Annotated in this window: 14 protein-coding genes and 2 pseudogenes; 9 read left to right on the top strand and 7 right to left on the bottom strand. The window is 71.5% G+C overall.

Annotated features, from left to right (window positions below; all coding sequences use genetic code 11):
• The first annotated feature begins 39 nt into the window (after positions 1-39).
• Complete coding sequence (locus tag OG286_RS11275; RefSeq protein WP_396323554.1) at positions 40-1,074, top strand: helix-turn-helix domain-containing protein; 1,035 nt, start codon at positions 40-42, stop codon at positions 1,072-1,074.
• Positions 1,075-1,267: 193 nt separating this feature from the next.
• On the opposite strand, the gene OG286_RS11270 is transcribed toward OG286_RS11275, so the two are convergent.
• Both OG286_RS11270 and OG286_RS11265 read right to left on the bottom strand, forming a co-directional pair.
• A complete protein-coding gene (locus tag OG286_RS11270) occupies positions 1,268-1,864 on the bottom strand; it encodes an NADPH-dependent F420 reductase (protein ID WP_396323553.1) in 597 nt (198 codons plus the stop codon).
• Positions 1,865-1,906: 42 nt separating this feature from the next.
• Complete coding sequence (locus tag OG286_RS11265) at positions 1,907-2,725, bottom strand: inositol monophosphatase family protein (RefSeq protein ID WP_405361996.1); 819 nt, start codon at positions 2,723-2,725, stop codon at positions 1,907-1,909.
• A gap of 1,153 nt (positions 2,726-3,878) precedes the next feature.
• Here OG286_RS11265 and OG286_RS11260 point away from each other — a divergent pair.
• The 3 genes from OG286_RS11260 to OG286_RS11250 all read left to right on the top strand — a co-directional run bounded on the left by OG286_RS11260 (position 3,879) and on the right by OG286_RS11250 (position 5,322).
• On the top strand, positions 3,879-4,247 hold the full coding sequence (locus OG286_RS11260) for a hypothetical protein (RefSeq protein WP_405365166.1): 369 nt from the start codon (positions 3,879-3,881) through the stop codon (positions 4,245-4,247).
• A 275-nt stretch (positions 4,248-4,522) separates the two neighbouring features.
• Positions 4,523-4,849 (top strand): hypothetical protein, encoded by a 327-nt coding sequence (locus tag OG286_RS11255; RefSeq protein ID WP_396323550.1) that lies wholly within the window; start codon positions 4,523-4,525, stop codon positions 4,847-4,849.
• 140 nt (positions 4,850-4,989) lie between these two features.
• Entirely contained in the window at positions 4,990-5,322 is a 333-nt protein-coding gene (locus OG286_RS11250; RefSeq protein WP_405365164.1) for a hypothetical protein, read from the top strand.
• Between the two features lie 266 nt (positions 5,323-5,588).
• On the opposite strand, the pseudogene OG286_RS11245 reads toward OG286_RS11250, so the two are convergent.
• Together OG286_RS11245 and OG286_RS11240 are read right to left on the bottom strand one after the other, a co-directional pair.
• Positions 5,589-5,918 (bottom strand): annotated as a pseudogene (locus OG286_RS11245) (transposase); the annotation flags it as partial.
• A gap of 1,087 nt (positions 5,919-7,005) precedes the next feature.
• Entirely contained in the window at positions 7,006-7,848 is an 843-nt protein-coding gene (locus OG286_RS11240) for a helix-turn-helix transcriptional regulator (RefSeq protein WP_405361999.1), read from the bottom strand.
• Between the two features lie 135 nt (positions 7,849-7,983).
• Between OG286_RS11240 and OG286_RS11235 the strand changes: the two genes are divergently transcribed.
• The 3 genes from OG286_RS11235 (at position 7,984) to OG286_RS11225 (ending at position 10,030) form a co-directional block, all read left to right on the top strand.
• Entirely contained in the window at positions 7,984-8,718 is a 735-nt protein-coding gene (locus OG286_RS11235) for an SDR family oxidoreductase (protein ID WP_405365162.1), read from the top strand.
• Between the two features lie 9 nt (positions 8,719-8,727).
• Positions 8,728-9,201: a nuclear transport factor 2 family protein gene (locus tag OG286_RS11230; RefSeq protein ID WP_405365160.1), complete on the top strand. Its 474-nt coding sequence runs from the start codon at positions 8,728-8,730 to the stop codon at positions 9,199-9,201.
• A gap of 175 nt (positions 9,202-9,376) precedes the next feature.
• Positions 9,377-10,030, top strand: coding sequence for a DUF6928 family protein (locus OG286_RS11225; protein ID WP_396323545.1), 654 nt, complete (start codon positions 9,377-9,379; stop codon positions 10,028-10,030).
• Here OG286_RS11225 and OG286_RS11220 read toward each other — a convergent pair.
• Positions 9,993-10,262 carry a ribosomal protein L7/L12 gene (locus OG286_RS11220; RefSeq protein ID WP_396323544.1) on the bottom strand — a complete coding sequence of 90 codons (270 nt, stop codon included), beginning with the start codon at positions 10,260-10,262 and terminating at the stop codon, positions 9,993-9,995. The genes OG286_RS11225 and OG286_RS11220 overlap by 38 nt on opposite strands.
• 444 nt (positions 10,263-10,706) lie before the next feature.
• On the opposite strand from OG286_RS11220, the pseudogene OG286_RS11215 reads away from it, so the two are divergent.
• Together OG286_RS11215 and OG286_RS11210 are read left to right on the top strand one after the other, a co-directional pair.
• Positions 10,707-10,928: pseudogene (locus tag OG286_RS11215) on the top strand (ferredoxin).
• 110 nt (positions 10,929-11,038) lie between these two features.
• Complete coding sequence (locus OG286_RS11210) at positions 11,039-11,752, top strand: VIT1/CCC1 transporter family protein (RefSeq protein ID WP_396323543.1); 714 nt, start codon at positions 11,039-11,041, stop codon at positions 11,750-11,752.
• A 153-nt stretch (positions 11,753-11,905) separates the two neighbouring features.
• Here the strand turns inward: OG286_RS11210 and OG286_RS11205 are convergent, their stop codons facing one another.
• Entirely contained in the window at positions 11,906-12,046 is a 141-nt protein-coding gene (locus OG286_RS11205; RefSeq protein ID WP_354642928.1) for a hypothetical protein, read from the bottom strand.
• Positions 12,047-12,067: 21 nt separating this feature from the next.
• Entirely contained in the window at positions 12,068-12,310 is a 243-nt protein-coding gene (locus tag OG286_RS11200; protein WP_396323542.1) for a hypothetical protein, read from the bottom strand.
• Positions 12,311-12,998: the final 688 nt, after the last annotated feature.

Raw genomic sequence — 12,998 nt, 5'->3', positions numbered from 1 at the left:
ACGGCGTGGGAGCAGTGCACACGAGGGGATCGACGAGGGATGCACGGTATCGGAGCGGAGACCGACGGCAGGCGCGGGATGTTCGCCGTGGACTCGACCGCCCAGAGCGCCGCACCGCGGGGACTCGACGCCTTCCGGCGCGGGTGGGAGACCCAGGTCGGCGACGACGTCTTCCAACTGCCGGACTTCACTACGGACACGGTCGGTGACTTCCGGGTCAAGGGCACCGTGGCCAAGGTGCACGACGCGGCGATCGCCGATCTGCACGCCGCGTCGGCCACCCGGACCGCGGACGTCCCGGGCGGCGATCAGGATCTGGTGGCCATGTACGTCGTGCGGCACGGCGCGTGGACTCTGGGCGGCCCGCCCGGTCAGGGCGACCGGACCGTGTCGGCCGGGCAGTTCCTCGTCCGGCACGTCGGGAGCCTGACGGCCTTCGAGACGTCGGCGAACCTCACGGCGAAGTTCCTCGTCCTTCCCCCCGCCGAGCTCAAACCCCTGCTCGGGAACCGGGTCATCGCCGGCCCTGCGGACTCGGCCGAGATGCGCTTGCTGACGGCCTTCACGGACATGATCCACACCACCGTGGCCGACCTCGGCCCGGCCGGCGTGGCAGCCGCCCAAGGCACCCTGGTCGAGCTGGCCAAGGCAGTGGCGAAGGGCCGGTTCGACGACGTGGAACCCCGGTTGGCCCCCGCGCTCGCCCAGGCGGCCAAGGACCTCGCGGACCGCCTGCTCACGCACCCCGAGCTCTCTCCGGCCATGCTCGCACGTGAACTCAACGTCTCCGTCCGCACGTTGCACCGGGCCTTCGCCGCGGTGGGCGAGCAGGTGACCACCTACGTCCGCCATCGGCGGCTGCAGGAGGCGCGGCTCGCCCTTGACGCACCGTCAGGGCGGCTGAGCATTTCGGAACTCGCCGCACACTGGCAGTTCGCGGACGGCAGCCACTTCACCCGAGCCTTCAAGAAGCACTACGGTCAGACCCCCAGCGAGTACGCCCGGTCGGCCGCAGCAGCCTCGCTCTCACCGAACCGGCACCCGCCCGGCCACGGGCCGGCCCACAGCGCGTGACCAGAGGTGGGGCCGCAGCTCAGCGAGCACAGCCAACTCGCCGCCAAAGCGCGGACGTTCGATATCGCGGACGGTCCGGGCGTCGGCTGCAGGCCCGACGACCTGCACCACCCGCGGCGCCTGCGGACAACGAGGTCGCCACTACCCACGCTTCACCCGCCTCCGGTCACCCGCAGCCGGCGCGGCTCGACCCTCAGCGGGCGATCGAGATCGCGAAGGGGGTGAATCCGCTGGACCGGATGACGTGCGGCACGAAGAGGATGGCGGCCTCCGTGGCGCGGGCGGTCCGGATCCCGCCGAGGTCGGTGATCCACTCCTTGCTCCAGCCGAGGTCGGTGAGGAGTTCGCGGACGGTCTGCTTGGCTTGCGGGTCGTCGCCGGAGAGAAAGGCGGTGGGCGTCTGGGTGAGCGCGGCCGGCGCGGTCATCACGGGGAAGAGCATGGTGTTGAGCGTCTTGATGACACGCGTCTCGGGGAGTGCCTCCTGGAGCTGCTCGGCGAGGCTGGAGCCGGGGTAGATCAGGTCGGCGGGCAGTCCGTCCGGTCCGTCGGTGGTGGCGTTGGAGACATCGATGAGGATCTTGCCGTGCAGCTCCTCGCGCAGGGCGGCGAGACGCTCCAGGGAGCCGGCGCCAGGGGTGGCGTTGATGACGATCTGGGCCGTCCGGGCAGCATCGGCGGCGGCGCCCGGCTCCCGGTCCACCGCAGTCACCTGGTGGCCCGCACGGGTGAGGGCGGCGGCCAGATTGCCGCCGACGCGGCCGTTTCCGAGAACTGCGATCGTGCTCATGGTGATGTGATCCTTGCGTGGGTTCGGTGGTGGTGTGCGGGGTCAGCGGGAGAGCGTGGCGACGGCCTGGGCGTGGACGCCGGGCGCGGTGGCGAGGAAGCTCTCGCTCTGCGGGGTCCAGGGGCGGCCCTCGGCGTCGGAGATCCGTCCGCCGGCCTCCGTGACGAGCAGCGCTCCGGGCAGCAGGTCCGCGCGGGCGCCGGCGAACTGCCAGAAGCCGTCAGTCCGCCCGGCGGCCACGTTCGTCAGGTGCAGGGTCGCGGGTACCGAGGTGCGGACGACCAGCGCGTCGAAGAGCATCGCGGTGATCGAGGAGCCGATCCGCCGTACGACCTTCTCGTCCTCGTCCGGACGGGCCTGGCTGGTGGCCACGATGCCCAGGCCGAGGTCCGCGGTCGCGGCGACGTTCAACGGCCGTCCGTCGAGGTGGGCGCCGCCTCCGGTACGCGCGGTGTAGGTCTCGCCGGTCAGCGGAAGGTGGACCACCGTGAGCACCGGCTGGTTGTCGCGCACGAGGGTGGCGGTCACCGCCCACTCGGGCAGGGCGTGCAGGTGGTTGACGTTGCCTTCGGCCGGGTCCACCACCCACCACTCGCCGGCCGGCAGCGCCCCGCCGTCGAGCTCGTCCTCCACCCACCGGGCCTGCGGCCGCAGTCGGGTGAGGGCCGGGCGCAGGATCTCCAGGGCGGTGTCGTCGTTGGCGGCGAGCGCACGCATCAGCTCTTCGCGGCTCTCGTAGCGGACCACCTCGCCGAAGCGCTCCCGCAGCGCCGCGCCGGCTGCGCGGACGGCGACCGCGGTCTGATCGAGCAGGCCTGCGTCGGAGGTGGCGGCGTCAGTGGTCTGAGGAGTTTCGGACATGGCGGTGCTCCTGTCTGAGGAGGGGTGATGAGGCCGGTCGGAGCCGAACCGCGCGGTGCTTCTCGCGCTTTCGTCTCGAAGGTATACAGCCCTACCATTGACTTCAAATGCATGTGAGGAACGGGAAGGATTACTCGCGTGCAACTGTGATTCGGCAGACGATCACCTTGAGCCGGACCGGCCGAGGCTCGCTCGGTCCGGGTTGCCGATCACTTCGATGGGACGTCCATGTCGGCGCCGGTACCTGCGATGACGGCCGCTCAGCTGGGCTCCTCTTGTTTCACGGGTCCCTTGTCCTTGGTATGCCCCTGTCCCGGAACAGCCCGGGTTTCCCTTCGGCCGTCGAAATCCTAGGAACACGGACACGGCACGCACTTGAACCTCCGCGACGTTCGTTCGGAACCTCAGCGCCATCCAGAGGCTCGTACGAAGAAGGGGTCGACACCACCGAGTCGGCCGAGCGGCACGGAAGGTGTGACCCGGCAACCGGGCCGTGCGGTCCCACCGTGTCCACCGGAAGCCACAGCAGGGTTTCGACGCGAGCGGCCCGGGTGGTGCGCGGTCAGGCCCAGCGGCGGAGCGAGGCAGGCACCGGGCCTCGGCGCCCCCGCAGTCCTGCCCGTGCCGACGACGGACGAGACCCGGAAGAACTACCGCGAGATCCTCGTGCAGCGAGCGAATTCGACCGACCGCTCACCACCGCCAACGCCACCAGCGCCGCCACCGCCCAGGCCGCACGCCTGGCCGCCATCGCCCACCGCCTACCTCGCCCTCAAGCCCGAAGCGATCCGGGCCCTCCTCGTCCACGAAGCACGCTGGACCACCGCCATGACCGACGGCATCATCAAGTCGACCGGCCGTCGAAACAAGGGAACGGGCACAAGGGACTTCGCCCTCGCCGTGCTGCGCCGCTACGGCTGGGGCGTGCCGACCGAGGAACGGGTCCTGTCCAGCGCCACGAACGCCGTCACGCTGGTGATCCAGGGCTCCCTCGTACCGTTCCGAAAAGCGAACGGCTGCGTGCAACTGGGAGAGCTGAAGCTCCACCAGCCCCTGGCCGCGCGAGCAGCTCCTCGACCTGGGCGCGACGACGGTCGAGCTGCGCGTCACCCTCTCGTACTTCGTCGAACCGAATCCCGGCCGGCGAGGTGTGATGGGCCAGCACACCTACGCGTCCCACAGACTGAGGTTCGCGATCAAGGGTCCTCTGGAGAACCTGTCGGACTTCGAAGCGAGCGTCGCGAAGGACGCGGAGGCCGCGAACGACGGCATGATCACGGTCGGCAAGTTCGAGGGCAACAAGGCCTGGCTCGTCGGCTCCGGCAACCGAAACCGCGGCTCCCTGCACGCCGACCTCTGGAACGGGACCGCGGCCGAGCTCGCCAACTGCGGAGCCCTGGCGATCTACCCGGCCGGCGGCTGGCGGGAGTTCAACGGCAGGACCGCGTCGGCCAGCCAGTCTCCTACGCCCTCCTCGTGTCCCTCACGACACCCGAAATCGAGACCGACCTCTACACAGTGACGGCAGTACGGCTCGACGTGCCGATCCCGACCGACCTGGCCGCGTGAGTCGAGACGACCTCCGGAATCCCCGCGCAACTGCCCCTGACCTGGCAGACGACCGGAGATCGACCGATCCCGTGCCCTAGGTTCTGTCCGGCGGATCATGTGTCGGCAACATCGATGGAGTCGCCCACCCGCCGCTGCCCGCGCTGCTCCTGCCCGGCCGATCCGGCTCGCATCGCCGGCTCGCATCGCCGGCTCGCTGCGCTCGGCCGCCGCGGGGACGTTCGCACTTTGCCCGCCCGGCGTGCCTCCAAAGCCGTCGTCGCGCTGCAGACCGGGCCTCCTGCGGAAGGCGGGGGAGCCGGAGGCACGGATCGACGCCCCTGCTTCGCGCCCGCGGAGCGGGTCGCCCTGGAGTTGGTCGAGGCCGTCCTGACCCCGCCCCCGGCCGGCACCGAGCGGGTCACCGGCGAGCTCTACGCCCGGGCCGCCGAGCACTACGACCCGAAGGCCCTGGCGACGCTGACGATCGCGATCGGGCAGGTGAACTTCTTCGTGCCGCTCGCCCTGATCGGCAAGCCGGTCCCGGGTGTGAGGCCAGCGGAGCAGTGGACCTGAACCCGGCCCGACCGGCTCCGCACCTGGCTGTCCGACCACCCGGCCGGCCACCCTTGCCCCGGGTCGAGGCGTATCCCTAAGGTAATCGGGTGCGTTCAACCGGGGGAAGGAAGCGGCACATGATGAGACGTCTTGTTCCCTTGACCGCAGCGATGTTGGCCCTCGCCGCCTGCAGCTCGGCCGGGTCCGCCGGCCGACAGGTCAGCAGCGACGGCGAGCTGGCCTGCACGCTGGTGCGGATGCTGCCCGACCGGATGCCCGACCAACCGGCCGGTGGCTCGTCGGACCACTCCTGGGACGTCGCGGTGGGCCGGCTGAACACGGCCGCAGAGCTGGCCCGGGTGGCCGCACTGGAGGACACGAAGTACCAGCCGCTCGCCGACACACTCGCCACCGCCCGGCAGACGTTCTCCACCACCTTCGACATCCACCGTGCCGAACCGGGCATCAAGCAGGCGCGCACCCACTGCTGACCACCACCAGACCACCGCCGAGGAGACCGCTGTCACGGCGGCAACCGTCCGCACTGCGCGACGTCGGCGTCGATCCCTACCCGAGCCGCCGCGCACCACCTGCGGGGCAGCCGTCCGGGGGCGGCTGTCCGGCAGTGGGCGGCCGATGGCCGGCGTGCGCCGCCGTGGGTGTAACCGACCTCGCCGCGGTCCACACGGGGCAGGTCCGAGCCGTGGGTGGGTACTCCGGAGGGGTCATGACCGCCGAGCGGGCGGACGGATCAGCAGGTGAAGGGCTGCCCGAGCCTGGCCGGGCGGGTGGTGCCCGCCTGGACGACGAAGTCCTCGTCGTCAGGACTGAGCAGGCAGGACGGCCTCCCGCCCATCGAGGGTCCAGGCAGGCCAGGCCCATCTCGTCGAATGGTGGATCACGTCGCGCCCCGTGTCCTCCTCGGCCTGGACCAGCTGGGCGATCACCGGAACCCGGTTTCCGCCGGCCGAGGCCAGCAGCGTCGTCGCCCGCCGGTGGCACACCGTGTTCTGCCCCGACGCACGATCCGCTGGAACTGCCGGCCTTCCTGGTCCGCGAGCCTTCGGACCCTGACCGGCTCTGCCACTCGCCTCGTTCCTCCGAGTTGAGACGTCTCGCGACATCCAACCGGCTCAAGCCCTGCCAGCGCCAAGCCGGTGAACCTTCCCGGTCAGAGCAGTAGAGGCGCGGTCTGGGCGTGACGGCGGTGGCGCTGCTCGTGCCGGGCGGTGGTCGGTTGGTGGGCCGTGTGCTTCGTGTGGCCGTCAGCGGCCGCTGGGTACGGGACGCCTCGGGAGTGCAGGGCGGGTCGGTGGCAGCCGTCGCGCTCGTGCACGCGCGGTGTGTCGGCCGCTACCCGAGGCCCAGTTCCTTCGCGGCGAGCGCGGTGCCCTCGATGCGGGCGCGGATCTTGGCGAACGCGACCTCACGCGAGGTGCACGTGTCGTCCGCGAAGGTGGCGAAGCCGGCGTCGTCGCAGGTGCCCAGCCGGTCAACCGGGAGGTGGCGGGCCGCGTCGCCGCGCTCGGGGTGGTCAGCAGTTCGCCGACCGCGGCGCGCGAACGGTCACGGCCGGTGTCGGACAACGCGGGCCAGGCTCGACGAAAGGACCGACCGGGAGCCGTCCCGTTGACGTGATGATGGTGTCATTGGATCGTGCTCTACTCGTCGCCCGACCTCGAAGAACCCGACCTGACCGTCCTTGCGGAGATCGAGGAGATGCGTGGCCGTCTGCGAGTGCATCTGCGGACGTCCCGGCGGCGATAGGAGCGGCAGCTGCGGCGCAACCTGACGGCGCGGGCGATCGCGGGGTCGAACACGATCGAGGGCTTTGCGGCGAGCGCCCGGCCCGGAACACGTTCCGCAACCGTGAGGCCGTCAGCAGCAGCCGTGCCACTCGCAATCGGTCGGGGCTCCGGGCCGGGCTCGGGCTCAGTGCTGCTCATGGCGACGGCGGGGTGGATGGTGGTTCCATCCTTGATGGTCTCGGTCACCATGATGTCCCCTGCCCGCCAGGGCCCGACCGGAGCAGACGTGGGAAGGCTGGGCACACCAGCGGACTCCTCACCCCCTCCAACCGGTCACCCAGTCGATGCACCCACGATCGCAGAGGCGTCCCTGGTCTGCGGCACCGTGCCGGCGGCGGGCACCCGGTGCGCGCGTAGCGCGGGTCCTCAGAGGTCCCGCGAGGCGGCCTGGCGCCGGGTGGCACTGATCGTGCCGAGCAGCGAGAGCGCCTCGGCGCTCGGGCTGCCCGGTTCGGCGTGGTAGACCACGAGCTGCTGGCCGGGTGCGCCGCGTACGTCGAACGACTCGTACGCCAGCGAGAGCGGGCCGACCTCGGGGTGCAGGATCTCCTTCGCGTCGCGGCTCTTGCCACGCACGGTGTGGGAGCTCCAGAGCGCGGCGAACTCCCCGCTCGCCGCGGAGATTTCCCGCACCACCTCGTGCAGCCGAGGGTAGTGCGGGTCGAGGCCGGCGGCCTGCCGCAGGCCGGCCACCGTCGCCTCGGCCACCTGGTGCCAGCGTGCGTGGAAGCGGACCGCAGCCGGGTCCAGGAAGGTCATCCGGGCCAGGTTGTCCACCCGGCGGAACGGCGAGAACAGCGCCTCGGCCAGATCGTTGGCCGCCAGAAAGTCCAGCGCGGGCCCGAGGACGAACGCCGGGGTGCCGGCCCAGCCGTCCAGCAGCCGCCGCAGTGTCGGGCCGACCGTCTCGCGCGGCGGTGGCCGGTGGCCGCCCGGGGCCGCGTCCGCCAGTCGGTACAAATGGTCGCGGGCCTGGTCGTCCAGCCGGAGTGCCCGGACCAGCGCGTCGAGGATCTGCGGGGAGGGCCGACGTTCGCGGCCCTGTTCCAGTCGGGCGTAGTAGTCGGTGTTCATCCCCGCCAGGACGGCGACCTCCTCCCGCCGGAGCCCCGCCACCCGGCGACGGCCGTAGGAGGCCAGCCCCACGTCCCCGGGCTGCAGGCGAGCGCGGTGCGCCTGGAGGAAGTGTCCGAGATCATCGCTGGTCATTCCCCCAGGCTAGGCCCGGCGCCGATGCGGTGCCTGGGTGTGCCGCACCCTGGCACCGCGCGTCCTGGCGGGGTGCGCGGCCGCCGCCCAGACTCGCCGTGGACCATCCACGGACGACAGGACGCAGTGAGCAGAATGACCAAGAGCACCAAGGCAGTTATCATCACCGGCGCGAGCAGCGGCATCGGCGAGGCGACCGCGCGCCGGCTGGCGGCGGACGGCCACCACGTGCACCTCGGTGCGCGCCGCACCGACCGGCTGGAGCGACTGGCCCGGGAGATCAACGAGGCCGGCGGGACCGCCGCGTTCCGGCGCCTCGACGTCACCGACCCGGCCGACATGCACGACTTCGTCGAGGCCGCGCGGGCCGCGTCCGGCCGGATCGACGTCCTCGTGAACAACGCGGGGGTGATGCCGCTGTCACCGCTGTCGGCGCTGAAGACCGACGAGTGGGACCGCATGATCGACGTGAACGTGCGCGGCGTCCTGCACGGCATAGCCGCCGTCCTGCCCGTCATGCGCGCACAGTGCGGCGGTCACATCGTCACCATCGCGTCGGTGGGGGCCTATGAGGTCTCTCCCACCGCGGCCGTCTACTGCGCCACCAAGTTCGCGGTCCGCGCGATCTCCGAAGGCCTGCGCCAGGAGTCGGGCGGGGGCATCCGCGTCAGCCTGATCTCCCCTGGGGTGACCGAGTCCGAGCTGGCCGACAGCATCTCGGACCCGGAGGCCCGGGAGGCGATGAAGACCTACCGCGCGGTTGCGCTGCCCGCCTCCGCGATCGCGGACGCCATCGCGTACGCCGTCTCCCAGCCCCCTCAGGTCGACGTGAACGAGATCGTCGTCCGTCCGACCGCAAGCGCCCAGTAGGAGTCCGAGATGACGAGCATCCCCACCGAGCACGCGGACCTGGCGGCGCGACTGCGGGAACTGGAGGACAAGGAGGCGTTGCGGGCACTCATGATCCAGGGATGGAGCGCCCTGGACCGCAAGGACTGGCGGACCTGGATCGGCTGCTGGACCGAGGACGCCGTGCTGGAGTTCGGCCCCTGGGACCGGATCCACGGCCGGGAGGCGATCCTCGCGAAGGTGGCCGAGGCCGAATCGCCGTACGTGAGCATGCAGCACCACATCCTGAACATGCTGTTCGAGGTGAACGGTGACCGGGCGACCGGGATCGGCTACCTCTGGTTCGTGGCGGTGACCGAGTCCGGCGGCATGTTCTCCCCCTACTCCATGGGCGGGCCCTACGACTGGGAGTTCGTCAGGGACGCGACCGGATGGCGGCTCGCCCGCCAGCGACTGGGTGTCTGGTGGACCGACGGCGAAGACGCCACCAGGGCCTTCGGGTGATCAGCTTCCGATAGCCAACTCCGGACGGCAAAATGCTGATTGACATACAGCCAGCCTCGCGGTGGGCCTCGTCGGGTGGGAGAGGCGCGGACGGTCCACCCGCCGTCCGCGCGTCCATCGAGACCCGGAGCGAGCTGGTTCGCATGACAACACAGGCCCCGGTCTGGCCAGGTGAGTGGCAGGCCGAGATCCTGTCGATCACCGAAGGGGGACAACGCCCTCAGCAGAGATAACAGCCTCATCAAGAGGGTCGGTGCCGCACACAGCATCACACCCCGACGCGGCAGCCGCCGACGACGCGCCTGACGTCGCCGCCCTCCCGCTCCGCCAACCTGGGTTCAGCTCGCCCGGTCGGCAGTGCGCCTCCGCAGTGGGCTCTGACGCACCGTCGCGCCGGGCGGCCCAACGGCCAGGACCGGCCCCACTGCGTCTGTCCCCGGACAGCGGGATCGTCGAGAACATCGGCGAGCCGCTGCCCTTTGAGGTGCGCTACTGGGCTGGGGAGCGCCGTGCGGAGGTCATCCCGTGGCCGGACGGGGATGACGAGCCGTACGCGCTGCCGTTTCACCCGCTGGAGATGGGCGAGGACGCACTGCGTGCGCTCTGCGGGTTCATCGTGGAAGGCCGCCCGGATCCCGGTGCCGTGGATGCGGACACCATCCGGCTTCACGGTTTCCCCGTGCGGGATCCGGATGCTCCGGGTCCCGCAGCGAAGGAGGCCGCGCTCAGGGCCGCAGCGGCGGTCATGGGGCCGCCGCGTACCTATGTGCTGGGCCCCGATGGCGCCTTGATCAAGCGGGACGCTCTGTGGCCCATGGCACCACCGTGACCGAAGCACCGGCTGCGTGCAGATCCTCGGCATGCCGTCGCGCGGCGTTCTCCTCGATCCGTTCGAAGAGCAGAACCGGAGGCGTGTCGGTCACGGTCTGCTGCGCGCGCCAAAGTCCGCCGCCCGCCATTGCGCGGAACGTCTTCGCAACCTCCAACGGGCTGGGGCCGGCGTCGAGGAGCACCACGTTGTGGGGGATGTCGTCGCAGATGAGCGTGAAGTACTCGGTCACCGCCGGCCCGCCAGCCTGACGCCTCGACCAACGCCAGTTCCTGCGGGCCGGTGGGCCGCCACAGCGTCACGGTCTTCGCCTGGGACATCGCCTGCTCTCCTCGGTCATACGGTTGGGCGCTCACCGTAACCGCGCCGTTGACTGGTGACGCGAGTTCGGTGAGGGCGTCCCAGTCGCGAAGGGCGAGGGAGCGGGGGCCCGCAGTTCGTCTTCGACCTGCTGGTATTCGTGTTGCTGCTCTGAGTGCCGAACCGGAGTGCCGGACTGCACCGACGCGTTGGCCTGCTGACCGGCCGGGGCGCCTGCCGTCACCCCGACGGCGCCGCCCGCCTGGTGGTCGACGCCCTCACCGCCTTCGCCGACGACGTCGACCACCACCTCCACCGCGGCCCCTGTCGCCGTCCGGTCATCCTGCCCGCGCCACCCACCGCCCGGGTCAGAGAAATGGCGATGACCCCCGCACGGGCCCTGCTGCGGGTCGACCGCATCGCCTGCGCCGGCCACGGCCAGTGCGCCGAGCTGCTGCCCGAACTCATCAGCCTCGACGAATGGGGCTAACCCGTCCTCCACGACACCGCCGTCCCACCCGACCTGCACGCGCACGCCCGGCGCGCCGCCCGCGCCTGCCCCCTACTCGCACTCCACACCGGCAGAGCCCAGACCTGACCGCCTTGCCACGTGCCGCCTCGGGCACCCTCCGAGGCTGGACAGCCGGGTGCGCCCACCCGCAAGCACGCCGAGAATGAGCTTGACGATCCGACGGGAGCGTTTGACTGATGACCTTCTTCGACATGCTCAACCCGCACCAGGAGAGCCACAGCGCGGGCCGGGCCGGTTGGCTGCGCGCCGCCGTTCTCGGCGCCAACGACGGGCTGGTGTCTATCGCGAGCCTGATGGTGGGCATCGCGGCCAGCGGCGCGAGCACCTCGACGGTGGTCACCGGTGGCCTTGCGGGGCTGTCGGCGGGCGCGTTGTCGATGGCAGCCGGCGAGTACGTGTCCGTCAGCTCGCAGGTCGACGTCGAGACCGCCGACCGGGCCAGGGAGCAGCGCGAACTCGCCGAGGACCCGGCGGCCGAGCTCGCCGAACTCACCGCCATCTACCAGGCCCGCGGTGTCCCCGGCGACCTCGCGCGGCAGGTCGCGGTCGCCCTCCACGAGGCCGATCCGCTCCAGGCCCACCTGCGTGACGAACTCGGCCAGAGCGAGCACAGCGCCGCCAAGCCGCTGCAGGCCGCCCTGGCCTCGGCCACGAGCTTCCTGATCGGGGGACTCGTCCCCTTCCTCGGACTGCTGGCCGGCACCACCACCGCCCGGCTGTGGCTGATCGTCGCCGTCACTCTCCTCGGCCTCGCTGGCGCGGGCGTCCTGGCGGCCCGCGCTGCCGGCACCGGTGTCCTGCGGCCGACCGTGCGGGTCGTTCTCGGCGGAGGGCTGGCCATGGCCATTACCGCCGCGGTCGGGCAGATCGCCAACGTCTCCGGCGTCTGACCGGAGCAGCGGACGCCCACGCAGCTGCACACTGGTCGGCGCGGACGGCGTCGCACGTCGGATAGATGTGCCCGGTCCTGCGGGCACCAGCCCCGGCCCGACTGCCACCGGTCGACCACCACGACCGCGCAACCGCTCACGCCCTTGGGCCGCTCACCCCGGGCCGGCGCCGGACGAATGGCCGTGGCCGTCCTGCCAGGCGACCGCCCGCATCATCTGTTCCTCGTCGAGGCCGGTCATCACGACCACACGGTCGTACATCTCTTTCTCGTCCAGCGGGCCGAGCAGACGCACCGCCCGGGTGATCTGCCCCGCTCACAGCTCCTCGACCACGAACGGACGGCGCCGGTAGCCGGCGGCGAGGCGCACCAGGTGCGGCTCACAGCACGCGCGCAGCAGCCGCTCGCCGTCGAAGCGAGGATGGGTGTCCACCGCGGAGGAGTCCGGCACCCGCAGCACCACCAGTTCCCGCGCTGGGGCCAGCAGCCCGCACTCGTCGCACAGCTCCGGCGCGTCGTCGCCGGAATCGATTCTCGCGGTGCCGTCGGCGCGGGCCATGTCTCCGGTGTACGCCCCCCGCCGCGACCCGCGCCAGCCGAAGCCGTCGAGAGGCAGTGCGGCCGCCCCGGTCCACCCGGCGGGCAGTGCCGGGCAGGCCCGGTTCCGCGGCGGTCACAGTGAAGCCCAGCCACCCGGGGGGAGGGCAGTTGGGCTGGGACCGGGACCGGATCAGCGTGGACACCGGTCTGCGACCTCGACCGTACGACAGGCCCACTCGACTGGACCGCAGCCACACGCATCGGCGCACCGGGGCCGCCGGCGTCAGCAGCAGTGCCTGGCGCGGCCGCAGGTCACGCATCGAACGACGGGAGCAGCGCTGTGTAGCGCTCGCCCGCCGCCTTGACGACGGTGTCGACGTCATCCGGGTGGCCCGGAAATCCGCCGATCCGGGCGGTTGGTGGCCCAGCCTTCGAGCCGGGCCCGGTCGGCTCCGGGCCGGAACTCCCGGCCGGCGATCCGAGCCGGGTACCCGAGAAACGCCTCCCTGCTGCGGCCGGAGTACCGTGGGTGGGGTCGGGGCGGTCGCGCCGCGCGCGCTGCTCGCAGGCATTCTGCCGAAGGACTCGACCGGGGGCCCGGTGCCTCCAGGAGGGGTGCCGCCCGTGGTCGTTCGTGTTCCGGCCGCCCACTGCGCCGTCGTGTCTCACGGCACGAGGTGTCATGTACGTGGCCGATGACTCCCAGC

This window comes from Kitasatospora sp. NBC_00039 (assembly GCF_045160625.1).
Lineage (GTDB): Bacteria > Actinomycetota > Actinomycetes > Streptomycetales > Streptomycetaceae > Kitasatospora.
The sequence above is the reverse complement of the archived record's forward strand: the minus strand, read 5'-3'. Positions and strand labels throughout refer to the sequence as shown.